Origin of the sequence: Dokdonella fugitiva (assembly GCF_014138265.1) — a bacterium.
In the GTDB taxonomy this organism is placed as follows: Bacteria; Pseudomonadota; Gammaproteobacteria; order Xanthomonadales; family Rhodanobacteraceae; genus Dokdonella_A; species Dokdonella_A fugitiva_A.
In genome coordinates this window covers 123,538-147,538 of record NZ_JACGXL010000006.1, presented here as the reverse complement: position 1 = coordinate 147,538, position 24,001 = coordinate 123,538, and the positions used below count along the sequence as shown (strand labels likewise).

Sequence of the window (24,001 nt, the reverse complement as noted above, 5' to 3'; positions counted from 1 at the left end):
CGCGCGACGCAATCCACAGAGGGGAAGCATCGATGGTCATGAGTCAACCGTACCGGGCGCCCGCGGGTGCCTTGCTGCTCGCGTTCGCCGGCACGCTCGCCGTGCCGGCGTCGGCCGAACCGCCGCGCCTCTGGCAGGCCGGCGATGCCGTGCACTATCCCGGCCTCGCGCGGCGCGCGCTGCCGGCGCCCGCGACGAGTGCGGACACGGTCGCGCTGCCCGCCTCCGCGTCGGCGTGGATCGAGCAGAAGGTGATCGCGGCCGACGGCGCCGCCGGCGACCTGTACGGCTTCCGCGTGCTCGTCGCGGGCGACACCGCGTTCGTCAGCGCGCCGGCGCCGCTCGCCCGTTCGGGTGCGGTCTACGTCTACCACCTCGACGGCGCCAACTGGGTCGAGACGCAGAAGATCACCGCGACGCCGTCGGCGAGCGCACCCCCGAACTGGTCCGACTTCTTCGGCTGGTCGCTCTCGCTGTCGACGGGCGGCGACAAGCTGCTCGTCGGCGCGCCGGAAATGTTCAACCCGATGTACGGCCCGGCCGGCGGCGCCTACCTGTTCGCGCGCGGCGGCGACGGCAACTGGACGCAGGTGCAGGACTTCGCCTCGCCGGCGCCGCTGACCCTGACCTGGTTCGGCCGCGCGGTCGCGCTCGCGGGCGACGTCGTGCTCGTCGGCGAGCCGTCCTACAACATGAGCACCGAAGGCGGCCGCGGCGCGGTGCACGCGTTCGCCGAAAGCGGCGGCAGCTGGTCGCTCGTGCAGACGTTGCGCGCGAGCGACGGCCAGAACATGGACGACCACTTCTACGGCGGCGCGCTCGCGAGCGACGGCACGACCGTGGTCGTCGGCGCACCGGGCGCCGACTACTCGTCGAGCGGCGTGTATCCGACCGGTTCGGTCTACGTCTATGCGAACGGCGGCGGCACGTTCACCGAGACGCAGAAGCTCGTCGCGGCCGACGGCGCCGACGGCGACCAGTTCGGCTACGCGGTCGCACTGTCGGGCACGAACGTGCTCGTCGGCGCGCCCGCGGCGACGGTCGCGACGAACGTGCACCAGGGCGCCGCCTACGTGTTCGACGGCAGCGGCGGTTCGTTCGTGCAGGCGCAGAAGCTCGTAGGCGACGCCGGCGTCGCCTACGACCAGTTCGGCCAGTCGGTCTCGCTGCACGGTGGCGTCGCGCTCGTCGGCATGTGGAGCTACAACGACGAGCCGGGTGGCACGCCGCCGCCACCGAAGGCGGGCCACGTCGGCCTGTTCACCGCGAACGGCGCGACCTGGTCGCTCGCGCAGACGCTCGCCGGCGGCAGCGGCAGCGACGGCGATTCGTACGGTTGGGACGTCTCGACCGACGGCACGACCCTGCTCGTCGGTGCCGACGCCGACGGCAGCATCGCGCAGTACCAGGGCGCGACGTACTTCTACGCGAACGACACGGTGTTCGCCGACGGCTTCGACGGCTGATCGACGCGACGCGCCCCGCGCACGGACGCGCGGAGGCGCATCAGCCCGCTTCGCCCCAGGCGACGAGCGCCCACACCGCGCCCACGGCGATCGCCACCAGCACGAGCGCGCGCCATGCGGGAACGAAACGCAGCGGCCGCGCCTCGACGTCGCGCGCGCGGCCCGACCACATCGGCGCGACGAGATTCGTGCCGCGCAGCGCGTAGGCGGCGATCGCGGCGACGTGCAGCGCGACGAGCGCGAGCAGCACGTAGCGGTTCCACGCGTGTACGCGCGTCATGACGCCGACCGTCGCCGCGGACACGCGCGCGACGAGCGGGCCGTCCTCGCTGACGTCGTCGCTCGCGAACAGCCCCGTCGTCGCCTGCACCGCGATCGAAGCGAGCATCGCGACGACCGACCAGCCACCGAGCGGATTGTGGCCGGCGCGCCGCGGCGCGCCACCGCCGCGCATCGCCGCGAGATGGCGCAGCATCGCGCGCGGGCCGCGCACGAAATCGCCGAAACGGCTCGTCTGCGATCCGGCGAAGCCCCACAGCACGCGGAATACCACCAGCACCAGCGTCGCGTAGCCGCACAGGTAGTGCCAGCGCATCGACGGCCAGCCGAACTCGCCGCTCGCGTACTGCACCGCGACGAGCGCGACGAGCAGCCAGTGGAACGCGCGCGTCGGCAGGTCCCAGACGCGACCCGGGCCCGTGCTCATGCGGCGTTCCACTCGTACACGGTCACGCTCGACGCGCGCTCGCGATGCAGCGGGTCGCGCTCGGCGATAGCGCGCGCCTCGTCGAACGACTCGGCGCGAAGGAGGTAGGCGCCGCCGCTCGCGTCGCCGAAGCCGCCCGAGAGTTCGATGCGCTGCTGCGCGCGCAGCGCAGCGAGGAAATCGCGGTGGGCGCCGACCAGGCCGGTGTCGAAGCCGGGGTTGCGCATGACGAGCACGAGGTAGCGGTTCATGCCGCGATTTTCGCACGAACGACCGACGATCGAGGATGCGACGCGGTAGTCTCGCAGGGCGGCACGTGCCTGCGCGTGTCGCGGCCCCGCCCGACAGGCCTGCGGCACTCGCCGCTGCGCAGCTCCAGCGGCTCTACGCGATGCCGAGCCCTTCGATGCGGCCGATCGCGGCCGGATCGAAGCCGGCCAGTCGCGCGAACGCGCAGCCGCGCTCGGCGTAGTCCTTGAACTGGTCGAAGCTCGGTGCGCCCGGCGACAGCAGCACGACGCCGCCCGCCGGCGTCGCCGCGCGCGCGAGCGCGAACGCATCGGCGAGCGTCGTCGCCGACGACAGCGCGTATGCGCCGGCGGTCTCGCGCAGCAGTGCGGTGATGCGCGCGCCGTTCGCGCCCATCGTGACGATCGCGTGCGGCGGTTCGCGACGCACCGCGTCGGCGAACGCGTGCCAGTCGAGGCCGCGATCGTGGCCGCCGACGAGCACGCTCACCGCGCGGCCGCGCAGGCTCGCGAGCGCCTCGAGCGTCGCCTGCGGCGTGGTCGCGATGCTGTCGTCGACGTAGTCGATGCCGCCTTGCGTGCCGAGCGCCTGCAGGCGGTGCGGCAATGGCTGGAACGTCGCGATCGCGGGCGCCGCCGCGCGCGCGTCTTCGCCCATCGCCTCGACCACGGCGAGCGCGGCGCAGGCGTTGAGCGCGTTGTGCGCGCCCGGCAGCGGCGATGCCGCGAGGTCGAACAGGCGCTCGCCGCCGCGCATGATCGCGCCGTCGTCGACATGCCAGCCGTCCGCGTCACCGAACGTGCGCCGGTCGGCGTGCGCTGCCGTGCGCGCGACGAGTTCGTCGAGGCGCGCATTGACGACGAGCGTGCGCGCGACCGCCGCGAGCGCGAGCTTGTCCTCGACATAGCGCTCGCGCGTGCCGTGCCAGTCGAGGTGCTCCTCGTAGACGTTGTTGACCAGCGCGACCGCGAGCGGCCCCGCTTCGCGCGTCTGGAAGCTCGACAGCTCGACCACCCACGCATCGGGCTGCGTCGATGGATCGAGCAGTTCGAGCAGCGGCAAGCCGATGTTTCCGGCGAGCGCGACGCGTCGCCCGAGCGCGCGCAGCAGGTGCGCGACGAGAGCGCTGACCGTGCTCTTGCCCTTCGTGCCGGTCACCGCGACCACGCGCGCGGCGGGATTCTCGGCGAACCACAAGGCGGTACCCGAGGTGAAATGCGTACCGTTGTGCTGCGCATCGAGGATCTCCGCACGGTACGCACCGATGCCGGGCGACTTGATCACGACGTCGTGGTTCGACAGCGCGGCTGCGTTCGGCGCCTGCGTGACGACACGTACCGCAGGGTGCGCGGCGAGGCCGTACGGCGCCTCGACCTCGTTGCAGAACAACGTGACCGGCCGTCCCGGCAGGCGCAACTGCAACGCGGCGAGCGCGGCGTGGCCTTCGCGGCCGAAGCCCCAGACCGCCACGCGCTTGCCGGCGAGCTCAGCGAAGCGCATCGGTCGGACGGTCCTCGGCCCGCGCGCCTTCCACGAATGGCAGGAGCGCGGCCGGGATGCGGGTTTCGCCCGCCGGCGCGAGCAGCGGCGCGAGCGCGAGCGACGCCGCGTCGAGCTGCGGCAGGACCTCGTCGGCGAAGCGCGCGACGAGCGCGTCCTCGCGCCATTCCGCGCGCTGCGCGAGCGCGTGCATCGCCGCACGCGATTCGCCGCCCTCGCCGACGCATTCGAACGGCTTGTGGTCGCGGTATTCCATCAACGCGTCGAACGCGGGCGCGAGCGCCTCGTCGTCGAGCAGGTTGCGCCCGAAGATCGCGAGCAGGCGCGGCTTGGGCATGAAGGCGCTCAGTGCGAGGAACACGAAATGGCATTTCGGGCATTGCCCGCACCAGCGGTCGGCCGGCTTCGGCCCGAGGATGCGGAAGTTGCGGTTGCAGCTCGAGAACACGTCGTCGTAGCGCGCGGTGCGCGCGAAACGCTCGGCCACTGCGAGCTCGGACAGCGGACGCAGCAGCGAGTAGTAGTCGAGCGCCGGCGACACGAGCGCGTGCAGGCGTTCGTGGAAACCGCGTTCGAATTCCCAGCCCTTGCTCCACTGGTGGTTGACCGGCTGGCCGTCGTACTCGAGCGTCGCGCTCGAGGCCGAGCGCTCGTTCGAGAACGCGATCTCGTCGTAGCCGTACAGCACCGCGGCGACGGCGAGGATCGCCGAATTGATCGCGGTGACCGGGATGTGGCCGTTGTACGCGCCCTGCTTGTTGTACTCGAACAGCAGCGGCGACAGCTCGCGCCGGATGTTCAGCAACGGCAGCCCCGTGCGCGCGGCGCACGCGGCGATCAGCGGCGAGTTGCCGACCCACACCGCGGTCGCGTCGACGCCCGCGGCCTTGAGCATCTCGACGCTGACGAGCGAGTCCTTGCCGCCGCCGATCGGCACGAGCGTGCGCCGGGGCGAAGTGCTCTCTGTGGGAGCGGCGGAAGCCGCGATGCCTTTCGACCCACCGATCGCGGCTTCCGCCGCTCCCACGACAGCCGCGCCCGTAGGAGGTGCCTGCGGGGGGAAACGAATGCGCCCACGCAGGTCGAGCTTGTTGTGATACGCGAACTCGCCGAGCCCGTGCAGGTACAGCGCGTCGAGGAACGCCGCGGTCGGCGCGTCGGGCTGGCGCGTCTCGACGCGCAGCTCGTCCGGCACTCCGGCCTTGTAGTAGCTCACGCCGGCGACGAAGTGCAGCAGGTCGAGCGCCGCGTCGAACGCCTGCGCACGCGCCGGATCGATCGCGGGCGCATCCGGGAACACGATGCGCTCGACCAGCTCGTCGCCGTCGTCGAACGCGTAGGTTAGTTCGACGACGCCGTCGGCATGGCCGCGGCGGACGAAGCGGAACGCGCGTGCGCTGCGCGGATCGGTTGCTGTCGTCACAGCGCCACCTCCGGCGCGGGCTCGCGCAGGTTGTAGTGCGACGCCATCGCCGCGCCGTAGGCGCCGGCCTGCGCGACCAGCAGCACGTCGCCCTCGCGGCAATCGGGCAGTCGGCGGTTCGCGCCGAGCACGTCGCCGCTCTCGCAGATCGGTCCGACCACCTGCACCATCGTCGCGGGCGCTTCGTCGAGGCGGCTGAGGTTCACGATCTCGTGCCAGGCGTCGTACAACGCGGGACGGATCAGCGAGTTCATGCCGGTGTCGACGCCGACGTAGTGCACGCCGCCCTTGCGCTTGGTCTGCGTCACGCGCGCGAGCAACACGCCGGCGTCGGCGACGAGGTAGCGGCCCGGCTCCATCCACAAGGCGAACTGCGGATACGCGCGCTTCACCTCCGCGAGCGACTCGCCGAGCGCGGCGAGGTCGAGCGCGCGCTCGTCGGGACGCGACGGCACGCCGAGGCCGCCGCCGATGTCGAGCGATTCGATCCGGCTGAAGCCTTCGGCGAGGCTCGCGAGCTGGCCGTACACGGAGCGCCAGTGGCCGGCGTCGAGGATGCCCGAGCCGAGATGCGCATGCAGTCCGGTGATGCGCGCGCCGCGCTCGCGCGCGAGCGCGCGGAATGCGTCGACCTGGTCGAGCGCGACACCGAACTTCGAGGCGTCGCCGCCGGTGCGCACCTTGTCGTGGTGGCCGCGGCCGCTACCGAGGTCGACGCGCAGGTGCAGCTCGCGCCCTTCGAACAGTTCACCCCAGTGCTGCAGCGGATGCAACGCGTCGAGCGTGACTCGCACGCCGAGCGCCAGCGCGGCCGCGTACTCGTCGCGCGGTGCGAAGTTCGGCGTGAACAGGATGCGCTCCGCGGCGAGCTGCGGCAGCGCCGTGCGCACCGCTTCGACTTCGGCGAGCGAGACGCACTCGAACGCGAAGCCTTCCTCGTGCAGCGCGCGCAGGATCGCCGGATGCGGATTCGCCTTGAGCGCGTAGTGCCAGCGATCGACCGCGCCGAGCGCGCGCAACGCGCGCGCCTGGCCGCGCACCGCGTCGAGCGAATAGACGTAACGCGGCGACGCCTCGCCGGCGAGCTTCAGCAGCGCATCGCGTTCGCGCCGCCACCACGATTCGCGCGGCGTCGCCGCGGGCTCGCCGAGTTCGCGCCAGCTCGGGCCGAACACCGCACCGTCCTCGACGCGCAGCGCATCGGCGCGGATCAGCAGCGCGTGCAGGCGCGGGATGAGGTCGTCGGCGAGCGATTCGTCGACGACGAAGGTGAGGTTGAGGTTGTTCGACGACTGGCTGATCAGGTGCACGTCGAGCGCGCCGAACTCGGCGAGCACGCCGGACAGGCGGTGCAGCTGCGCGCGCATGCCGCGCCCGACCAGGGTGATCGCCGCGCACGGCGCGATCACCTTGACCCGGCAGATCTTCGCAAGATCCGTCGCGAGCGCGGACAGCACGTCCGAGTCGACGAGGTTCTCGGTCGGATCGAGCGACACGGTCACGTTCGTCTCGGCCGAACCGATCAGGTCGACCGACAGGCCATGGCGCTTGAACTCGGCGAACACGTCGGCGAGGAAGCCGACCTGCTGCCACATGCCGATCGTCTCCATCGACACGAGCGTGACCCCCTTGCGCGCGCTGATCGCCTTCACGCACGGCGCCGCGTCGGCGGCGACCGCGCGGATCTCCGTGCCGGCGAGCTGCGGACGGTTGGTGTCCTTGATCACGAGCGGCACGCCTGCTCGGCGCAGCGGGCCGAGCGAGCGCGGGTGCAGCACCTTCGCGCCGGTCGTGGCGATTTCCTGCGCTTCCTCGTAGTCGAGGCGCGCGAGCAGGCGCGCGTCCGGCACGACGCGCGGGTTCGCGCTGAACATGCCGGGCACGTCGGTCCAGATCTCGACGCACTCGGCCTTGAGCATCGCGCCGAAGTAGCCGGCCGAGGTATCCGAGCCGCCGCGGCCGAGCAGCACGGTGCCACCGTCGCCGTCGCGCGCGATGAAGCCCTGCGTGATGAACACCTCGCCGCGCGCGGCGAGCGCCGCGGCGAACGCGGGGTCGGGCACCGCCGGCACGTTCGCCGACAGGTGCCGTGCCCACGCACCCTGGTTCGCGAGCGGCTGCGCGAGCAGGTGTTCGCGCGCATCGAGCCAGCGCGCTTCGAGTCCCTGCGTACCGAGGAAGGCGACGCCGAGCGCGCTCGACATGAGTTCGCCGAGCGCGTACGTCTGCGCCTGCCAGTCGAGCGCGGCCGACGTGCGGCGTGGGTCGACGACGAGCTGGTCGAGGCGCGCGAGCCAGCCGTCGAGCGCGTTGCGCGACGGCAGTTCGAGCTCGCGCAGCAGCGCGACGTGCCGCTCGACGATGCCGACCTGCGCCTCGCGGCATTTCGCGGTGTCGGCGCGCGCCTCGGCGATGCGCTTGAGCATGTCGGTGATGCCCGACAGCGCGGAGACGACGACGAGCACGTTGCGGCCGCGCGCGTGGTGCGCGGCGGCGATGCGCGCGATCGTCTCCCAGCGCGGACGCGTGGACACGCTGGTGCCGCCGAACTTGGCGACGACCCAGGGGCGGGCGATGGCGGGCGACGCCACGGCGGGCGCGGAAGCGGAACTCAAGGAACGTCCTTCATGCGGAACGGCGGCCTGCGGATTCTTTCGTGCAGCGCAGCAGAACGCAATGGCGTGGCATTTCGCGGGCAGCGCGCGGGCGCGGCGCCGGCAATGCATCGTTTCACGCCCGGATGCCGCAGAATCGCGCGCCGTCCACGCCATACGATCGCCCGCATATGAACGAATATCATGTTGCCGACCGCGCGCGCCGTCGCCGCTACGCACAGGTCGACGTGTTCACCTCGCGCGCCGGCTACGGCAACCCGGTCGCGGTCGTGTTCGACGCGGACGACCTCGACGCGACCGCGATGCAACGCTTCGCCCACTGGACGAACCTGTCGGAGACGACGTTCGTGCTCGCGCCGACGCGCGCCGGCGCGGACTTCCGCCTGCGCATCTTCACGCCGCGCCAGGAACTGCCGTTCGCCGGCCATCCGACCGTCGGCACCGTGCACGCGGTGCTCGACGCGCGCGCCGATCTCGCGGCTCGTGAAAGCCTCGTGCTCGAATGCGCGGCCGGTCTGTTGCCGGTGCGCATCGAGCACGGCGACGCACGGCGCATCTTCGTGCAGGCGCCCGCCGCGCGATTCGAACCACCGTCGGCCGACCTGCGCGAGCGGTGCGAGCAAGCCCTCGGCGCGCCCCTGCCCGTCGAGCCCGTGCCGCGCCTCGTCGACGTCGGCGCGCGCTGGCTCGTCGTGGCATGCACCGACGGCGCCGCGGTGCGCGCGCTGCGCCCCGACCTCGCGCGCATCGCCGGACTCACGCAGGCGCAGCGCGACGTCGTCGGCCTGTGCGTGTTCGGACGCGAATACGGCGACGCCGACCTCGCGGTGCGCGCCTTCTGCCCCGCCGACGGCATCCCGGAAGATCCCGTCACCGGCAGCGCGAACGCGGCGATCGCGGCGTTCCTGCGCGAAGCGGGCCTGCTCGGCGCGATCGGCTCGCGCTGGCGCACGAGCCAGGGGCGCGAGATCGGTCGCGACGGCATCGTCGAGGTCGTCGTCGACGCCGCGAGCGGCACGATCGGGATCGGCGGTCGCTGCGTCGGCTGTATCGACGGCACGGTGACGCTGTAGGGCGCGTCGAGGCGCGCAGCGGCCAGTCCCCCCACCGTCCGTCCGACACCGCGGACGCGAGCGGCGGCAGGCGCGGTGCGCGTACCACCTACGGCGTCGGCGCAGGCTCGCGCTTCATGCGCAGGTCGTTGAACTTGCGTCGCTCGATCAGCTCGTTCACGGCACCGGCAGCGTCGCGGCGGAACACGAGCAGGTTGCGCTCGTCGCCGCCGTCCATGAACACGTCCTTCGCGATCGCGTCGAGCGGCGTGCGCGTGCCGCCTGCGCGCGTCGTGAAATACAGCCGGCCGCCGTCGAGCGCGACCTCGTACGCACGTCCCGGACCGTAGCCGTAGCGGCCGACGTAGTCGCTCGGCACGAGCCCTTCGACGGCGAGCGCGGGTGGCGCGGTCGGCAGGGTCACGTCGATCGCAGCGAGCAGTTTCCAGGCGCCGTCGCGGCGCACGAACGTGTTGCTGAAGATGTAGCGCACGACGAGCGCCTGGCCGAATACATCCTCGCGCTCGTACATCTGGCCCCCGAGCACGGCCGTGTCGCCGTGCAGGCGCAGCGTCGGCTCGCGGATCTCGATGCTGCCCGACATGCCCCGCGGGAAGGGATGGATGCTGTCGACGATCGCCTTCTTGTCCTGGCGCCGGCCGAACTCGTCGATGACGAGCGCGTCGTCGGCGAGCGTGCGCTGCCAGACGTCGGCCTTGCCGGCCGGGATCGCATCCATCAGCGCCTGGGTGAGGTGCACGAGCTCGTCGCGCACGCGCACGTCGGTGTCGGCCGCGACGGCGAACGACGGGGCGAGCGCGAGGCCAGCGGCCAGGCAACGGTACAGCGACGTGCGCATGGGTGCTCTCCGCGGGATCGGTCGCGCCATGGAACGCCTCCCGCGTGCGCCGATCACGTGCCGTGAGTCATGCGCGATTGCGCGTTCGCGTCGCCGTCGCGGCGCCCGCAGACGCGCGCGCGCAACTCGGGCATGATCGGCGCTTCGCAACGCACGAGCGGGCCGCATGAGCGAACCGGGCGAATCCCAACCCCACGCGGTCGGCTACGCGCGCCGCCTCAACGCCTGGGACGCGGCGATGGTCGTGGTCGGCGGCATCATCGGTTCCGGCATCTTCCTGACGCCGGCATCGATCGCGCGCCAGACTGGCTCGGCCGGCGAACAGTTGCTCGCGTGGGCGGTCGGCGGCGTGATCGCGCTGATCGGCGCGCTCTGCTACGCCGAACTCGGCACGCGGCGGCCGAATGCGGGCGGCGGCTACGTGAACCTGCGCGATGCGTTCGGCCTCGTCGTCGCGTTCGTGTACGGCTGGAACCTGCTGGTCGTGAACCATTCCGGCAGCATCGCCGCGGTCGCGACGGTGTTCGTCGAGTACGCCGCCGCCGCGGGCGGCGTCACGCTCGCCGACCCGCGCCCGTACGCGGTCGGCACGATCGTGTTCCTCGCCGGCATCAACTGGTTCGGCATCCGCGCCGGCTCGCTGACGCAGAACATCCTGACCGTGCTCAAGCTCGCCGCGATCGCGATCCTCATTTCCGTCGGCCTCGCCGTGCGCGGCGCACCGCCGCCGACCGCACCGGCCGGGCCAATCAGCCCGTTCGCGTTCGCCGGCGCGCTGATGCCGGTGCTGTTCTCGTACGGCGGCTGGTACTACGTCAACGACATCGCCGGCGAAGTACGCGAGCCGCAACGCACGATCCCGCGCGCGCTGATCTTCGGCATGCTGCTCGTCGCCGCCTGTTACCTGCTCGCGAACCTCGCCTACCTCGCCGTGCTCGGCCACGACGGCCTCGCCGCGAGCAAGGCACCCGCGGCCGACCTCATGCGCCACGCCTTCGGCGAGCCCGGCGCGCGCGTGATCGCCGCGGGCATCGCGATCTCGACGCTCGGCTTCGTCAACATCTCGATGATCGGCGCGGCGCGCGTGTTCCAGGTCATGGGCGCGGACGGCGTGTTCTTCCGCTCCGCCGGCGTCCTGCATCCGCGCTGGCGCTCGCCGAACGTCGCGCTGCTGCTGCTCGCGTTCGCCGCCTGCGTGCTCGCGCTGACCGGCACGTTCGACCAGCTGCTCAACTATTCGACCGTCGGCGACTGGCTCGGCATGGCCGCGGTCGTCGCTACGCTGTTCTGGTACCGCCGGCACCAGCCGATCGACGCGGCGACGTTCCGCACGCCGTGGTACCCGCTGCTGCCGATCGTGTTCCTCGCCGTCGTCGCCGGCGTGGTCGGCACGACGATCTGGCAGCACCCGGGCGATGCCGGCTGGGGCGCGCTGATCACGCTCGCGGGTTTGCCCGTCTATTTCGTCTGGCGCCTGTTGCCGAGGTAGGGCGGTACGACGGCGCGTGCCGCCGCCTGCGCGACACGCCCGTGACGGCGGGACCCGCGCTTCGCGCTCGACCCGCCCTACCGTCGGCCTCGGCTCCGCGCGACGCGCCGAAGCGTTCGCCTGCGTGCGCCGGCCCGGTGCTCCGCATGCGCGAGGGGCCGTGCGACAATGCGACGATGACACGCGTGCGGGCACGGTCCGCGCGCGGCACGGAGACGCACGATGCCCGACCAGCCCGCCCACGCCACCGAAACCGCCGACTCCGCCGATCCGGCCAAGCCGCATCCCGCGCGTCCGCGCGAACCGCTGCAGGTCACGATCAACGGCAAGCCGTACTTCCACGACGGCGATCCGGCGATGCCGTTGCTCTGGTTCCTGCGCGACACGCTGCGCCTGACGGGCAGCAAGTTCGGCTGCGGCATCGGCAACTGCGGCGCGTGCACGGTGCTGCTCGACGGCAAGGCGATGCGCGCGTGCGTGCTGCCGATGAGCGTGGCGGCGACGCACCAGGTCACGACCATCGAAGGCCTCGAGGGCGACGCGTTGCACCCGGTGCAGCAGGCGTGGATCGAAGAGGACGTCGCGCAGTGCGGCTACTGCCAGGCCGGCCAGGTCATGGCTGCGGTCGACCTGCTCAAGCGCAAGCCGAAGCCGAGCGACGACGACATCGCCTCGATCGGCAACCTGTGCCGTTGCGGCACCTATCCGCGCATCCGCAAGGCGATCCTGCGCGCGGCCGAGCTCATGCAGGGAGAACGCAAGTGACCGCGCGCGTCGACGCCGGCCGGCGCCGCTTCCTAGCGATCTCGCTGACCGCGGCCGGTGCGCTCGTCGTCGGCATCCGCCGCGCGAACGCGGCGCCGACGCCGGGCGTGCCGCCGGAATTGCTCGGCGACGACCTCACCGACCTCGGCCCGTTCGTGCGCATCGAGCGCGACAACCGCATCGTGATCGGCGCGCGCGGCTGCGAGATCGGCCAGGGCGTGATCACCTCGCTGCCGATGCTCGTCGCCGAGGAGCTCGACGTCGACTGGGCGCAGGTGCGCGTCGTGCAGCTGCCGTACGGCTACATCGACACCGACCAGGGACCGTCGAACCGCTACGGCGACCAGGGCGCCGGCGGCAGCACGAGCGTGTCCGACGGCTGGAAGGACCTGCGCGAAGCCGGCGCGACCGCGCGTTGGCTGCTCGTGCAGGCCGCCGCGAAGGAATGGGGCCTGCCGGCCGAACAACTGCGCACCGAAGCCGGCGAAGTGCTCGCGCCGGACGGACGCAAGCTCAGCTACGGCGCGCTCGCGCGCAGCGCCGCGGCGATCGCGCCGCCGGACCAGCCGGTCGCGCTGAAGAGGCCGGAGCAGTTCCGCATCATCGGCAAGCCGACGCGCGTCGTCGACGCGCGCGAGATCGTCACCGGGCGCAGCCGCTTCGGCATCGACGAGTACGCCGCCGATGCGCTCGTCGCGGTGATCCTGCGCTGCCCGTACCTCGACGGCGCGCTCGAATCGTTCGACGACGCCGAGACGCGCAAGGTTGCCGGCGTCGTCGACGTCGTCGCGATCGCCGGCCCCAAGCCGGGCGAGCCGTTCGACGGCCCGCTCGCGAGCGGCGTCGCCGTGCTCGCCGAGCACACCTGGGCCGCGCTGAGGGGGCGCGAACTGCTCAAGGTGCAGTGGAAGCAGGGACCGTGGAGCGGCGAATCGAGCGGCGCGCTTGCCGCGCGCGCGAACGAGCTGCTCGACCGCAACGAAGGCGGCACCGGCGTGCGCCACGACGGCGACTACGCGAAAGCGCGCAAGCAGGCGCGCAACGTCGTCGAGGCACGCTACGAAGTGCCGTTCCTCGCGCACGCGACGATGGAGCCGCCCGGTGCGCTGATCGAGATCAAGCAGGACAGCGCGCGCCTGGTCGCTTCGCTGCAGAGCCCCGGCGGCGCGTCGGAGATGATCGCGCGCATGACCGGCCTCGCGCGCAAGGACATCGAGGTGCGCATGACGCGTGCGGGCGGCGGCTTCGGCCGGCGCCTGGAGAACGACTTCGTCGCCGAGGCCGTGCTCGTCGCGAAGGCCGCGGGCAAGCCGGTCAAGCTCATGTGGACGCGCGAGGACGACCTGCAGCACGACTTCTACCGGCCGTTCGGCGTGCACGCGCTGTCGGCCACGCTCGACCGGCGCAAGCAGGTGAGCGGCTGGACGCACCGCTGCGCGGCGACGCCGCGGCCGTACCGCGAGGGCGGCGGGCGCAAGCGGCCGATCAACACCGGCTGCCTCGAGGCCGACGACTTCCCCGCCGGGCTCGTCGCCAACCTCGACAAGACCTTCTTCGCGGTCGAGTCGGGCATGCCGCGCGGCTGGTGGCGCGCGCCGCTGCACACGTTCCACGCGTTCGCAGTGCAGAGCTTCATCGACGAGATCGCGATCGCGAGCAAGCAGGACGCGGTCAAGCTGCGCCTCGCGATGCTCGGCGAGCCGCGCAAGATCCCCTACTCGGGCCATGGCGGCCCGCAGTTCGACACCGGCCGCCTCGCCGAGGTGCTGCGCCGCTGCGCGGCGAAGATCGGCTGGGGCGAGCGGCGCGACGACGGCCACGGCATCGGCATCGCCTGCCACTTCACGTTCGGCGGCTACACCGCGCACGCGTTCGAAGTGTCGATCGAGGGCCGCGAGCTGCGCATCCACCGCGCCGTCTGCGTCGTCGACGTCGGCCGCGCCGTCAACCCGCTCGGCGTCGAAGCGCAGATGATGGGCGGCACGATCGACGGCCTGTCGACCGCGCTGCACCTCGCGATCACGGTCAAGGAGGGCCAGGTGCAGCAGCACAACTTCCCCGACTATCCGCTGCTGCGCATGGCGCAGGCACCGCGCGGCGTCGAGGTGGAGATCGTCGCCTCCGACGCGGATCCGGTCGGCGCCGGCGAGATGGGCGTGCCGAGCGTCGCGCCCGCGCTCGCCAACGCGGTCTACGCCGCGACCACCGTGCGCGTGCGCAAGCTGCCGCTGATGCCCGAACTCATGCGCATGCTCTGAGCGCGGCGCCGCGCGTGGTTTTTGTGGGGCCTTCTGTGGGAGCGGCGGAAGCCGCGATGCTTCCATTTGGATCACCGGAAGAGCATCGCGGCTTCCGCCGCTCCCACAGGATGCATTCGCTGCGCCGTGTTCACGCAGCCATCGCGACGGTCGCGACGAATCCCGCGAGCACGGCCAGGCTCGGCACGTCGGTCAGCGCGAACACGACCGGATCGTCGTGCATGCGCCCGCGTCGCGCGAGCGTCCACACGCGCCACAGCCAGCAGCCGAGCAACGGCAGCAACAGCCACAGCCAGTGCGGCTGGCGGTACAGCGCGGCGCTCTTCGTGCTGTCGACGTAGAGCGCGAGCACGAGCAGGCTCGTGCCCGCCGCGACGGCGCCGAAGCTGCCGATCCAGGAGAGGTGCGCGGCGCGATAGCCGCGCCCGGCGACGCTCTCCTGCGCGCTCGCCGCGACGCGCTGCACTTCGGCATAGCGCTTGACCAGCGCGAGGCTGAGGAACAGGCACATCGCGAACGCGAGGAACCAGCCCGACGCTTCCACCGGAATCGCGACCGCGCCGGCGACGATGCGCAGCGTGTAGAGCGCGGCGAGCACGATCACGTCGACGAGCACGACGCGCTTGAGCAGCAGCGAATAGGCGAACGTGGTCGCCGCATACAGGCCGAGCACGAGCATGAAGCGCGACGGCAGCAGCGACGCGAGCGCGAACGCGGCGAGCACGAGCAGCGGCGCCGCGACGAGGCCTCCGGCGATCGGCAGGCGCCCCGCCGCGAACGGCCGCGCGCGCTTGCGCGGATGGCGGCGATCGGCGTCGAGGTCGATCAGGTCGTTGAACACGTACGCGCCCGACGCGCACAGGCAGAACGCGACGAACGCGAGCGAGGCCGCGTACAGCGCGTCGGGTTCGAAGATGCGGTGCGCGGCGACCGCGGCGACGAACACGAGCAGGTTCTTCGACCACTGGTGCGGACGCAGCGCGCGCAGCGCGGCGCGCCACGCGCCCGCACGACGCTCGATCACCGCGTCCACCGCGCGCGCGCGGCGCAGGCGCGCGAGCACGCCGGGCGACGCGTTCGCGGCGATCGCGTGGCGCGCGTGCGGCCACACCGCGAGGTCGGCGGCGGCGTCGCCGACGTAGTCGAAACCGCGCTCGTCGTAGCGCGCGACGAGCACTGCGGCCTTGCGCTCGCCAGCGAGATTGGTCTCGCCATCGCTGCCGAACGCGGCGTCGAAGCCGCCGACGTGCGCGGCGACCGCGTCGACGACCTGCTGGTCCGACGCGCTGCACAGCACGCGCGGCCGCGCGCCGGCGTCGCGCAGCAGCGCGAGCACGCGCGCGTCGTACGGCAGCCGCGTGACGTCCAGCCGCACGCGCCGCGCGAGCTCGCGCTTGAGGTGCGCCTTGCCGCGCAGCAGCCAGACAGGCAGCAGGAAGAGACAGGCGGGATTGCAGCGCAGCAGCGCGAGCACGGACTCGTGCAGCAGGTCGGTGTGGACGAGCGTGCCGTCGAGATCCACGCACAATGCGACGTCGTCGTGGTCCTGCATGCGGCGCGGTCGTTCCCGTCGGCGGTGATCCCGGCGAGGATACCCGATCGCGCGCACCGCCCTACTCCGCGGGTTCGCAACCGCCCGATTCGGCGCGCTGCTCGGCGCGATGCTGGATCGACTGCTGGTCGGCAAGGCCGACCCACTTGAGGTACTTCCCGGCGACCTTGTCGCCGAGCGACTGGTCGGGCGTGAATGCCTGCGAGAAGCGCGTCTTCTTGCAGCGCAGCGGGTTGCCACGTTCGGCGATCTTCTCCCAGCGCTGCTGCGCGGCTGCGCGTTCGGTCTTCGGCGCCTGCGGCACGGCCGGCGTGGCGTCATTGCCGAGGCGGATCGAACCGTCCGGATTGAACAGCTGCGGTGCGGCACCGGCGCCGCCTTCGCCGAGGCGCGCGCGCATCTCCTCGCTCGCTTCCTCCGCATGCGGCGGCGGCGCCTTCACCTTCACTTCCGGCGGCGAGATCGCGATGCGGCTCGGCCGCGCGACGATCGGCGGTTCCGGCTCGGGCGGCGGCGGCGGCACGTCCAGCAGCGGTTCGATCAGGTTCACCGTGACGACCTGCGGCGCGCGATGCGGTTGCCGGTACGGCCGCATGCCGAGGCCGAAGCCGACGACCTCGACCAGCGTGACGACGAATGCGACGAGTCCGCCGAGCAGGAGCAGGCGCCGATCGCGCTTCGGCCGGATCTCCCAACGCAGGCTGCGCTGCCACGGCAGGCGGTCGCTGGCAAAGCGCAGGCGCCCGGGTTCGTGCAGGGTCGGTGGCCGACGATCCGTGCGTGGCAGCATCGACGTCGGCGATGAAGGATGCTGCGAGGTCAAGAGTCGATGCCCGGATGCGTCGCGGCAGGATAATGACGGCGCGCTAAAGCGCGGTTAAACACCGGTCCAGCAGCGGCCTTGCGGCCCTTGCAACGGCGCGCCGCCGCGTGCCCGGCGACGTGCCACCCTGCATCCGACCTGCTGCCATCCTGTGGCCCGCCATGCCGACGGGCCTCGCGCGGACGGTTGGCCGGCGGCTAGGCACGCGCGTCCGCGCCGACGCGGCGATGCGCACGCAGCCATTCAGCGACGCGCGCGGCGGTACCCGCGGCACTGCGGCCGAGCAGCGGCCCGACATGGCTCGCACCGGCGACGCATTCGAAGTCGGCGCCGAGCGTCGCGGCGAGTGCGCGGCTCGATTCGGTCGGCACGTCGAGATCGTGCTCGCTCGCGACGACGAGCACGGGGCAGTCGGGCGGGTCGACGACGAGGCCTGCGCGCGCTTCGTCGAGCACGGCGCCCGATTCGTCACGCCAGCGCCGGAATGCGTACAGGCGCGCGGCGTCGTCCGCATCGGGCATCGCCTGCTGGGTCGCGCGCAGCGTACCCGCGGTGCGCCAGCGGATCACCGCGGGCGAGCGTTCGGTGCGCGTGGGCAGGCCCGCGCTCGGCATCGGGTTGACCAGCACGAGCGCACGAGCGCGCACCACGCGCGCGACCGCGAGCGCGAGCAGGCCACCGAGGCTCGCGCCGACGAGGCAGGCGCCGCGCGCCGAGCGGCTCCACGCGGCGACCTGGCGTCGGTAGTCGTCGAGGTGCGTCGCGGCGAGGCCGCCCGTGGCGGGCATGAGGTCGGGCGCGAGCACGTCGAAACCCGCGATCGACAGGCCGCGTGCCCAGATTCCCCACTCCCAGCCGCCGCCACCCGCGCCATGCACGCAGACGACGCGACCGGGTCCGGCCGACTCATCACGCATTGCGACTTGACCCTGTCCCTCGATAGGTCAAGTCTATGCCGGCGTCGTGCTGCCGCGCGACGCATTCCGCCATGACCGTCCCGTGGCGCCCAGCCCGTTCGGCCGCGCGCCGCGCGGACGACCATGACGGCCTTCGGGCCGCACCGGCACGGTGCGGCTGTTCGGGGGCAGGAGGCCCCCACGCCGCGACCGGCGGGTGTCGTTCGCGGCGGAGCCGCGTCCGGCCCCGTTGCCGGAGCGGCGAGCGCGGGCGGATCCACGACGGGTCCGCGCGCGCCCCAACAGGAGGCCTGCCCATGTCGTACACCACCGATGGCATCCGGAACATCGCGCTCGCAGGCCAAGCGGGCGCCGGCAAAACCACGCTGTTCGAAGCCCTGCTGCATGCCGGCGGCGCGATCCAGACGGCAGGCTCCGTCGAGAAGGGCACGACGGTGTCCGACCACGATCCGATGGAGAAGGAACGCAAGCATTCGATGGGCGCGTCGATTGCCTCGATCGACGTCGGCGACGTGCACGTGAACCTCGTCGACACGCCCGGGTTCCCCGACTTCCGCGGCCCCACGCTGTCCGCGCTCGCTGCGGTGGAGACCTGCGCGATCGTCGTCGACGCGACCACCGGCGTCGCGCACTCGACGCGCCGCCTGATGGAGCGCGCCAAGGACCGCGGCCTGTGCCGCGTGCTCGTGGTCAACAAGATCGATCACGAAGGTGTCGACCTCGAAAGCGTGGTCGAGATGCTGCGCGACGAGTTCGGCGGCGAATGCCTGCCGATCAACCTGCCCGCGAACAAGGGCAGCGCCGTCGTCGACTGCTTCTTCCAGCCGCAGGGCGAGGCCGGCTCCACGACGGTCGATTTCTCCTCGGTCGCCGACGCGCACCAGCACATCATCGACCAGGTGGTCGAGATCAACGAGACGGTGATGGGCCACTACCTCGACGACGGCGAGGCCGGCCTGTCGGGACAGGAGCTGCACGATGCGTTCGAGCAGTGCCTGCGCGAGGGCCACCTCGTGCCGATCTGCTTCGCCTCCGCGCGCAGCGGCGCGGGCGTGAAGGAACTCCTGCAACTGGCGACGAAACTGCTGCCGAACCCGAAGGAAGGCAATCCGCCGCCGTTCGAGAAGGGCCGCGGCGCCGATGCGCAGCGCATCGAGGCCGAGCCGGATCCGAAGAAGCACGTGATCGCCGACGTGTTCAAGATCGTCAACGACCCGTTCGTCGGCAAGCTCAGCGTGTTCCGCGTCTACCAGGGCACGGTGAAGAAGGACACGCAGCTGTTCATCGACGACGGCAAGAAACCGTTCAAGGTCGGCCACCTGTTCCGCCTCAGGGGCAAGGATCACGTCGAGATCGAGCAGGCGATCCCGGGCGACATCGCCGCGGTCGCGAAGATCGAGGAGATCCATTTCGACGCGGTGCTGCACGATTCGCACGACGAGGACCAGATCCACCTCAAGCCGCTCGACTTCCCGCAGCCGATGTTCGGCCTCGCCGTGCAGCCCGCGCACAAGGGCCAGGAGCAGAAGCTGAGTTCGGCGCTCGCGCGGCTCGGCGAGGAGGATCCCTGCTTCCGCATCGAGCACAACAAGGAACTCAACGAGACGATCATCCGCGGCCTGTCCGACCTGCACCTCAAGCTCATGCTCGACCGCATGAAGGAGCGCTACGGCGTCGAGGTGACGACGCGGCCGCCGCGCATCGCCTACCGCGAGACGGTCGGCGCGAAGGCCGAAGGCCACCACCGCCACAAGAAGCAGACCGGCGGCGCGGGCCAGTTCGGCGAGGTGTTCCTACGCATCGAACCGCTGCCGCGCGGCGGCGGCTTCGAGTTCGCCGACGAGATCAAGGGCGGCACGATCCCCGGCCAGTTCCTGCCCGCGATCGAGAAGGGCGTGCGCCAGGTGCTCGAGCACGGCGCGATCGCCGGCTACCAGCTGCAGGACGTCAAGGTCGTCGTCTACGACGGCAAGTACCACGCGGTCGACTCGAAGGAAGTCGCGTTCATCGCCGCCGGCAAGAAGGCGTTCCTCGACGCGATCGCGAAGGCGCGCCCGCAGGTGCTCGAGCCGATCGTCAACCTCGACGTGTACGTGCCGAACGCGCACATGGGCGACGTCACGGGTGGGCTCGCGGGCAAGCGCGCGCGCATCAACGGCACCGACTCGCTGCGCGGCGGCGAGATCATCATCAAGGCGCAGGTGCCGCTCGCCGAGGTGACCGACTACCAGACCGAGCTCAAGGCGATGACCGGCGGCCAGGGCCGTTACGCGATCGAGTTCAGCCACTACGAGCCGGTGCCGCCGCAGGTGCAGAAGCAGCTCACCGAAGCGTACAAGCCACGGCCCGACGAGGACTGAGGCACCACCCGCGCCCCGCCCGCCGAGGGCACCGACGTCGCGCGCCGGGGGGTGCGCGACGCCTCCTGCAACCGCAACCATGGGGATTTGCGCAATGACGATTTCGCTCGTCCAACTCTGGCTCCCGATCCTCGCCGCCGCCGTGTGCGTGTTCGTCGTGAGCAGCCTCGTGCACATGGTGTTCAAGTGGCACCTGCCCGACTACCGCGGCTTCGACAACGAAGACGAGGTGCTCGCCGCCATCCGCAAGGGCAACCCGACGCCGGGCATCCACATGCTGCCGTTCTGCAAGGACATGAAGGACCTCGCCAAGCCCGAGATGCTCGCCAAGTTCCGCGAGGGGCCGACCGGCAAGTTCATCCTGCGCGCGGGTGCCGAGCCGGGCATGGGCAAGCCGCTGCTGCAGTGGTTCGTGCTCTGCCTCGTGATCTCCGTGTTCTGCGCCTACCTCGGCGCGCACACGCTCGCCGCGGGCAGCGCGTTCGCGCTCGTGTTCCGCGTGATCGGCACCGCCGCGTTCATGGCCTACGGTTTCGGCGCGTTCATCCAGGGCATCTGGTGGGGCCAGCCGTGGGGCGCGGTCGCGAAGGACGCGCTCGACGGCATCCTCTACGCGCTCGTGACCGCAGCCGCGTTCGCGTGGTTGTGGCCGCACTGATTCCCATGTGCGGGGCGCGCGCCGCCCGATCCACCGGTCGGGCGTGATCCCCGTCACGCTCGACCCGTCGTACGCCGCACGGCGATGCGCGTACGCATTGCGGCAGCATCCGGGTCGACCCCCCGGAGGAACGCCATGCGCCAGCTGCTCGTCGCCGTCGTCATCGCCCTCGTCGCCGTCGGCGCGGGCGCCGCGTGGTATTTCCACGGTCGCGAGTACGTCGTGCGGCTCGACCAGGCCGCGCTCGACGCGCGCCTGCGCGAGCGGTTCCCGTTCAGCGAATCGCTGCTGATCCTGCGCGCGGACTTCACGAATCCGCGCGTGAAGCTCACCGACGGCAGCTCGCGCGTCGCGATGGGCTTCGACGTCGCGCTCAACGTCACCGTCGAACGCGAACCACGCACGCTCGGCGGCAAGGTCGACGTCGACGCGGGCATCCGCTACGAACCGGCCGACGGCACGTTCCACCTCGACGACCCGGTCGTGCAGCGGCTCGACGTCGACGGCGTGCCCGAACGCTACCGCGAGGTCGCCAAGCGCCTCGTCACGAAGGCGTTCCGCGAGTTCGTCGAAACCCGCCCCGTGCACACGCTGCATGCGTTCGACGTCAAGCAGGCGACCGCGCGGCTGCTGCTCAAGTCCGTCGTGGTCGAGCGCGGCGAGCTCGTGATCACGCTCGGGATCTGATGCGAGGAATGCTAGCGGCGCAGCGCGTAGGGTGAGACACAGGCGCGCAGCGCCGAGTCCCACCATCGCATCACCTCATGCCGACGAAACGGCGATACGAGGAATATGGCCAATCCTCCGGCCGTTCCACGTACACGTGTTTGACCGGGTTGAAATGCACGTAGTCGAGGTGTACTGCGAGATCGGAATCGTCGCGGATCGCGTGTTCCCAGTAGCGTCGCTGCCAGACTCCGCGCTCGCCTTGGCGCCTCCTGCTCGCACCGATGCGTTCGATACGCGGCAACCTCCGGCTGAAACCCTCCTTGATCAGCTTCCAGCGCAGGGCGAAGTCCGGCGTATCGGCCGGCAGCGTCCAGATCGCATGGAGATGGTCCGGAAGGATCACGATCGCCCGCGTGCGAAACGGATGCCTTCGCAAGGTCCACGCATACGCTTCGCGCAAGGCTTCGATATGCGCGATCAGCAAATCCTGCGTTCGATCGGCGATAGCCACCGTGAAGAAGAAGGTCCCACCTGGAATCCAAGCGCGACAGTAGTTCGGCACGCATCGAACATGCGCCTTCGCCCGGCCTCCATGGAATGGCCATTCTTGCCGGCCGCACGTAGGAATTCGGCGGCGACGGCGCTTGCGTCGGTGGGGCTCGGCGCTTCGCGCCTGCGTCCCACCCTACGAGTGATTGCGCGTTGCGCCGTGATTCCGCAACGGCCTACGGCTCCGCTGCAGCCGTGGGCGGCACCACAGGTTTGCGCGCGGACGGACGATACGAGCCGATGAAGATGCCGAGCAGCGACAGCGCGACGCCGACCCAGTCGAGCGTGCGGGTCGGGCGCGCGAACAGCAGCACGTCGAGGATGAAGCTCAGCGCCGGCTGCAGCAGGAGCAGCAAGCCGATCGTCGACGCCGGCAGTTGCGGCATCGCGCGCGTGAGCAGCACCCAGCCGAACACCTGGCCGAAGAACGCGAGGCTGAGCAGCGCGGACCAGCTCTGCACGTCGGGGATCGCGAACGACTCGCCCTCGATCGCGGCGACGACGCCGAGCACGCCCGCGCTGATCAGCGAACTCACGCACAGCAGCTGCGCCGGCGCGAGCTTCACGTGGCCGGCGCGCTGCGCGTGCCGCGTCGACAGCATGTAGATCGCGTAGGCGATGCCGGTGACGGTGCCGAGCACGACGCCGAGCCGGTACTGCGCGCCGACCGCGGACCAGTCGAGGCCGACCAGCAGGTACAGGCCGACGAACGCGAGCGCGATGCCGGCGAGGAAATGCCAGCCGAGGCGTTCGCGATAGATGAGCCAACCCGCGAGCGCCATCAGGAACACTTGGAAATTGCCGAGCAGGGTCGCCAGCCCAGGGCCGACGTAGAGGATGCTCCGGTGCCACATGACGAGGTCGATCGCGAACGCGGCGCCGGGCACGAGCAGCCAGCCGAGCTCGGCGAGGCGCAACGGGCGCCACTGGCGCAGCGCGACGAGGCCGGCGAGCAGCATGAGGCCACCGAAACCCATGCGGTAGAAGCCCGACATGGTCGGGCCGACGTGCGCGACCTTGACGAACAGGCTCGTCGAACTGATCGCGATCGCGCCGACGATCATCTGCAGCAGCGCGCGGCGCGGCATCTCGTGCGTGTCGCGCATCAGGCGACCGCCTCGGTCGCGGCGACGACCTCGCTCTCGGCCGCGCCGTCGCGCAGCCATTCCTGCATCGCCGGCAACGCGAGCAACGCGTCGACCCACGGCTGCAAGTCCGGCTCGATCGCGACGCCGTAGCTGGCGAAACGCAGCACGACGGGTGCGTACATCGCGTCGGCGATCGAGAATGCGCCGAACAGGAACGGGCCCGACGTGGCACCGAAGCGCGCGCGGCAGTCACGCCAGATCGCGAACACGCGCGCGATGTCCGCGCGCACGTCATCGGCATAGGCGAAGCCGCGCACGCGACGACGCGCGTTCATCGGCATGCGCGTGCGCAACGCGCGGAAACCCGAATGCATCTCCGCCGCGACCGACCGCGCGACCGCGCGCGCCGCGGCGTCGCGCGGCCAGCCCGCGCCGTCGAGGAAGGTCTCGTTCACGTACTCGCAGATCGCGATCGAGTCCCACACGACGAGATCACCGTGGCGCAGCGCGGGCACGCTGCGATTCGGCGACCAGTCGCCGATCTCGCGCGCGAACGCCGGCGTGTCGAGCAGCAGGCGGTGTTCGTCGAACGCGACGCCGTGGTGGCGCAGCAGCAGCCACGGCCGCAGCGACCACGAGGAATAGTTCTTGTTGCCGATGATCAGCAAGGGTCTGGCGGACATGGGATTTCCGGAATGCGAGGAAGGCGGCTCAGGCCGGCAGCGCCTCGCCGGCGAGGCCGTCGTTCTGCGCGCGCTGCTCGCGCAGGGCGAGGTCGATGCGGCCGGCGATCGGCGCGGCGCGTTCGACGTCATGGTCGGCGACCATGACCGCGACGAGGTTCCAGCAGGGCAGTTCGCCGGCGGCGCCGGTGAGGTACTCGCCGCTGACGAACGCGGTGATCCCCTCGATCTCGAGCGCGCCCTTGACTAGGTTCGCGTCGATGATGTTTTCCGCACGATAGACGATCTTCATGCCCGTCCCGTGGAACCGCCGCCCGGCG

At 71.4% G+C, this 24,001-nt stretch carries 21 protein-coding genes; 8 read left to right on the top strand and 13 right to left on the bottom strand.

The features are described 5' to 3' along the window. Positions 1-38 precede the first annotated feature (38 nt). A complete protein-coding gene (locus FHW12_RS17265; protein WP_182532297.1) occupies positions 39-1,466 on the top strand; it encodes an FG-GAP repeat protein in 1,428 nt (475 codons plus the stop codon). Between the two features lie 40 nt (positions 1,467-1,506). On the opposite strand, the gene FHW12_RS17260 is transcribed toward FHW12_RS17265, so the two are convergent. From FHW12_RS17260 to FHW12_RS17240, 5 genes are all read right to left on the bottom strand, one after another. Beyond that, positions 1,507-2,172, bottom strand: a complete 666-nt coding sequence (locus tag FHW12_RS17260; RefSeq protein ID WP_182532296.1) for a cytochrome b/b6 domain-containing protein — start codon at positions 2,170-2,172, stop codon at positions 1,507-1,509. After that, complete coding sequence (locus tag FHW12_RS17255; protein WP_182532295.1) at positions 2,169-2,423, bottom strand: YciI family protein; 255 nt, start codon at positions 2,421-2,423, stop codon at positions 2,169-2,171. The genes FHW12_RS17260 and FHW12_RS17255 overlap by 4 nt, the downstream gene beginning before the upstream one ends. A gap of 133 nt (positions 2,424-2,556) precedes the next feature. Beyond that, positions 2,557-3,921 carry a UDP-N-acetylmuramoyl-L-alanine--D-glutamate ligase gene (gene murD / locus FHW12_RS17250; protein WP_182532294.1) on the bottom strand — a complete coding sequence of 455 codons (1,365 nt, stop codon included), beginning with the start codon at positions 3,919-3,921 and terminating at the stop codon, positions 2,557-2,559. Beyond that, positions 3,908-5,344, bottom strand: coding sequence for a UDP-N-acetyl-alpha-D-muramoyl-L-alanyl-L-glutamate epimerase (murL, locus tag FHW12_RS17245; RefSeq protein WP_182532293.1), 1,437 nt, complete (start codon positions 5,342-5,344; stop codon positions 3,908-3,910). Before murL ends, murD begins: the two co-directional genes overlap by 14 nt. Beyond that, positions 5,341-7,935, bottom strand: a complete 2,595-nt coding sequence (locus tag FHW12_RS17240; RefSeq protein ID WP_310735272.1) for a bifunctional aspartate kinase/diaminopimelate decarboxylase — start codon at positions 7,933-7,935, stop codon at positions 5,341-5,343. Before FHW12_RS17240 ends, murL begins: the two co-directional genes overlap by 4 nt. 194 nt (positions 7,936-8,129) lie before the next feature. Here FHW12_RS17240 and FHW12_RS17235 point away from each other — a divergent pair, with 194 nt between their 5' ends. Beyond that, the gene (locus FHW12_RS17235) at positions 8,130-9,032 is read left to right on the top strand and encodes a PhzF family phenazine biosynthesis protein (protein WP_182532291.1); all 903 of its coding nucleotides are present in this window, start codon (positions 8,130-8,132) and stop codon (positions 9,030-9,032) included. A gap of 88 nt (positions 9,033-9,120) precedes the next feature. Here FHW12_RS17235 and FHW12_RS17230 read toward each other — a convergent pair whose 3' ends face one another. Then, positions 9,121-9,870 (bottom strand): DUF4440 domain-containing protein, encoded by a 750-nt coding sequence (locus FHW12_RS17230; RefSeq protein WP_182532290.1) that lies wholly within the window; start codon positions 9,868-9,870, stop codon positions 9,121-9,123. Positions 9,871-10,036: 166 nt separating this feature from the next. Between FHW12_RS17230 and FHW12_RS17225 the strand changes: the two genes are divergently transcribed. The 3 genes from FHW12_RS17225 to FHW12_RS17215 all read left to right on the top strand — a co-directional run bounded on the left by FHW12_RS17225 (position 10,037) and on the right by FHW12_RS17215 (position 14,382). Beyond that, positions 10,037-11,359: an amino acid permease gene (locus tag FHW12_RS17225; RefSeq protein WP_182532289.1), complete on the top strand. Its 1,323-nt coding sequence runs from the start codon at positions 10,037-10,039 to the stop codon at positions 11,357-11,359. Between the two features lie 222 nt (positions 11,360-11,581). Further along, on the top strand, positions 11,582-12,124 hold the full coding sequence (locus FHW12_RS17220; RefSeq protein ID WP_182532288.1) for a (2Fe-2S)-binding protein: 543 nt from the start codon (positions 11,582-11,584) through the stop codon (positions 12,122-12,124). After that, entirely contained in the window at positions 12,121-14,382 is a 2,262-nt protein-coding gene (locus FHW12_RS17215) for a xanthine dehydrogenase family protein molybdopterin-binding subunit (protein ID WP_182532287.1), read from the top strand. Before FHW12_RS17220 ends, FHW12_RS17215 begins: the two co-directional genes overlap by 4 nt. A gap of 130 nt (positions 14,383-14,512) precedes the next feature. Here FHW12_RS17215 and FHW12_RS17210 read toward each other — a convergent pair whose 3' ends face one another. The 3 genes from FHW12_RS17210 to FHW12_RS17200 form a co-directional block, all read right to left on the bottom strand. Further along, positions 14,513-15,934: a UbiA family prenyltransferase gene (locus FHW12_RS17210; RefSeq protein WP_182532286.1), complete on the bottom strand. Its 1,422-nt coding sequence runs from the start codon at positions 15,932-15,934 to the stop codon at positions 14,513-14,515. Between the two features lie 61 nt (positions 15,935-15,995). Beyond that, entirely contained in the window at positions 15,996-16,724 is a 729-nt protein-coding gene (locus FHW12_RS17205; protein ID WP_182532285.1) for a hypothetical protein, read from the bottom strand. 230 nt (positions 16,725-16,954) lie between these two features. Then, positions 16,955-17,674, bottom strand: a complete 720-nt coding sequence (locus FHW12_RS17200) for an alpha/beta fold hydrolase (protein ID WP_182532284.1) — start codon at positions 17,672-17,674, stop codon at positions 16,955-16,957. A 296-nt stretch (positions 17,675-17,970) separates the two neighbouring features. Here FHW12_RS17200 and fusA point away from each other — a divergent pair, with 296 nt between their 5' ends. The 3 genes from fusA (at position 17,971) to FHW12_RS17185 (ending at position 21,379) form a co-directional block, all read left to right on the top strand. Then, positions 17,971-20,034: an elongation factor G gene (gene fusA / locus FHW12_RS17195; RefSeq protein ID WP_182532283.1), complete on the top strand. Its 2,064-nt coding sequence runs from the start codon at positions 17,971-17,973 to the stop codon at positions 20,032-20,034. Between the two features lie 94 nt (positions 20,035-20,128). Then, entirely contained in the window at positions 20,129-20,692 is a 564-nt protein-coding gene (locus FHW12_RS17190; protein ID WP_182532282.1) for a hypothetical protein, read from the top strand. A 135-nt stretch (positions 20,693-20,827) separates the two neighbouring features. Continuing rightward, on the top strand, positions 20,828-21,379 hold the full coding sequence (locus FHW12_RS17185) for a DUF1439 domain-containing protein (protein WP_182532281.1): 552 nt from the start codon (positions 20,828-20,830) through the stop codon (positions 21,377-21,379). A 70-nt stretch (positions 21,380-21,449) separates the two neighbouring features. On the opposite strand, the gene FHW12_RS17180 is transcribed toward FHW12_RS17185, so the two are convergent. The 4 genes from FHW12_RS17180 to FHW12_RS17165 form a co-directional block, all read right to left on the bottom strand. Continuing rightward, positions 21,450-21,923 (bottom strand): REP-associated tyrosine transposase, encoded by a 474-nt coding sequence (locus FHW12_RS17180; protein ID WP_182532280.1) that lies wholly within the window; start codon positions 21,921-21,923, stop codon positions 21,450-21,452. 163 nt (positions 21,924-22,086) lie between these two features. After that, positions 22,087-23,016: a DMT family transporter gene (locus tag FHW12_RS17175; protein ID WP_182532279.1), complete on the bottom strand. Its 930-nt coding sequence runs from the start codon at positions 23,014-23,016 to the stop codon at positions 22,087-22,089. Then, a complete protein-coding gene (locus FHW12_RS17170) occupies positions 23,016-23,681 on the bottom strand; it encodes a glutathione S-transferase family protein (RefSeq protein ID WP_182532278.1) in 666 nt (221 codons plus the stop codon). The genes FHW12_RS17175 and FHW12_RS17170 overlap by 1 nt, the downstream gene beginning before the upstream one ends. A 28-nt stretch (positions 23,682-23,709) precedes the next feature. Beyond that, positions 23,710-23,973: a DUF2007 domain-containing protein gene (locus tag FHW12_RS17165; protein WP_182532277.1), complete on the bottom strand. Its 264-nt coding sequence runs from the start codon at positions 23,971-23,973 to the stop codon at positions 23,710-23,712. Between the last annotated feature and the right edge of the window lie 28 nt (positions 23,974-24,001).

What these genes read in the sequence shown, in the direction of transcription:
- FHW12_RS17265 (WP_182532297.1), top strand. Translation starts at nt 39, where the DNA reads ATGAGTCAACCGTACCGGGCGCCCGCGGGTGCCTTGCTGCTCGCGTTC.
- FHW12_RS17260 (WP_182532296.1), bottom strand. Translation starts at nt 2,172, where the DNA reads ATGAGCACGGGCCCGGGTCGCGTCTGGGACCTGCCGACGCGCGCGTTC.
- FHW12_RS17255 (WP_182532295.1), bottom strand. Translation starts at nt 2,423, where the DNA reads ATGAACCGCTACCTCGTGCTCGTCATGCGCAACCCCGGCTTCGACACC.
- murD (WP_182532294.1), bottom strand. Translation starts at nt 3,921, where the DNA reads ATGCGCTTCGCTGAGCTCGCCGGCAAGCGCGTGGCGGTCTGGGGCTTC.
- FHW12_RS17235 (WP_182532291.1), top strand. Translation starts at nt 8,130, where the DNA reads ATGAACGAATATCATGTTGCCGACCGCGCGCGCCGTCGCCGCTACGCA.
- FHW12_RS17230 (WP_182532290.1), bottom strand. Translation starts at nt 9,870, where the DNA reads ATGCGCACGTCGCTGTACCGTTGCCTGGCCGCTGGCCTCGCGCTCGCC.
- FHW12_RS17225 (WP_182532289.1), top strand. Translation starts at nt 10,037, where the DNA reads ATGAGCGAACCGGGCGAATCCCAACCCCACGCGGTCGGCTACGCGCGC.
- FHW12_RS17220 (WP_182532288.1), top strand. Translation starts at nt 11,582, where the DNA reads ATGCCCGACCAGCCCGCCCACGCCACCGAAACCGCCGACTCCGCCGAT.
- FHW12_RS17210 (WP_182532286.1), bottom strand. Translation starts at nt 15,934, where the DNA reads ATGCAGGACCACGACGACGTCGCATTGTGCGTGGATCTCGACGGCACG.
- FHW12_RS17205 (WP_182532285.1), bottom strand. Translation starts at nt 16,724, where the DNA reads ATGCTGCCACGCACGGATCGTCGGCCACCGACCCTGCACGAACCCGGG.
- FHW12_RS17200 (WP_182532284.1), bottom strand. Translation starts at nt 17,674, where the DNA reads ATGCGTGATGAGTCGGCCGGACCCGGTCGCGTCGTCTGCGTGCATGGC.
- fusA (WP_182532283.1), top strand. Translation starts at nt 17,971, where the DNA reads ATGTCGTACACCACCGATGGCATCCGGAACATCGCGCTCGCAGGCCAA.
- FHW12_RS17190 (WP_182532282.1), top strand. Translation starts at nt 20,129, where the DNA reads ATGACGATTTCGCTCGTCCAACTCTGGCTCCCGATCCTCGCCGCCGCC.
- FHW12_RS17185 (WP_182532281.1), top strand. Translation starts at nt 20,828, where the DNA reads ATGCGCCAGCTGCTCGTCGCCGTCGTCATCGCCCTCGTCGCCGTCGGC.
- FHW12_RS17175 (WP_182532279.1), bottom strand. Translation starts at nt 23,016, where the DNA reads ATGCGCGACACGCACGAGATGCCGCGCCGCGCGCTGCTGCAGATGATC.
- FHW12_RS17170 (WP_182532278.1), bottom strand. Translation starts at nt 23,681, where the DNA reads ATGTCCGCCAGACCCTTGCTGATCATCGGCAACAAGAACTATTCCTCG.
- FHW12_RS17165 (WP_182532277.1), bottom strand. Translation starts at nt 23,973, where the DNA reads ATGAAGATCGTCTATCGTGCGGAAAACATCATCGACGCGAACCTAGTC.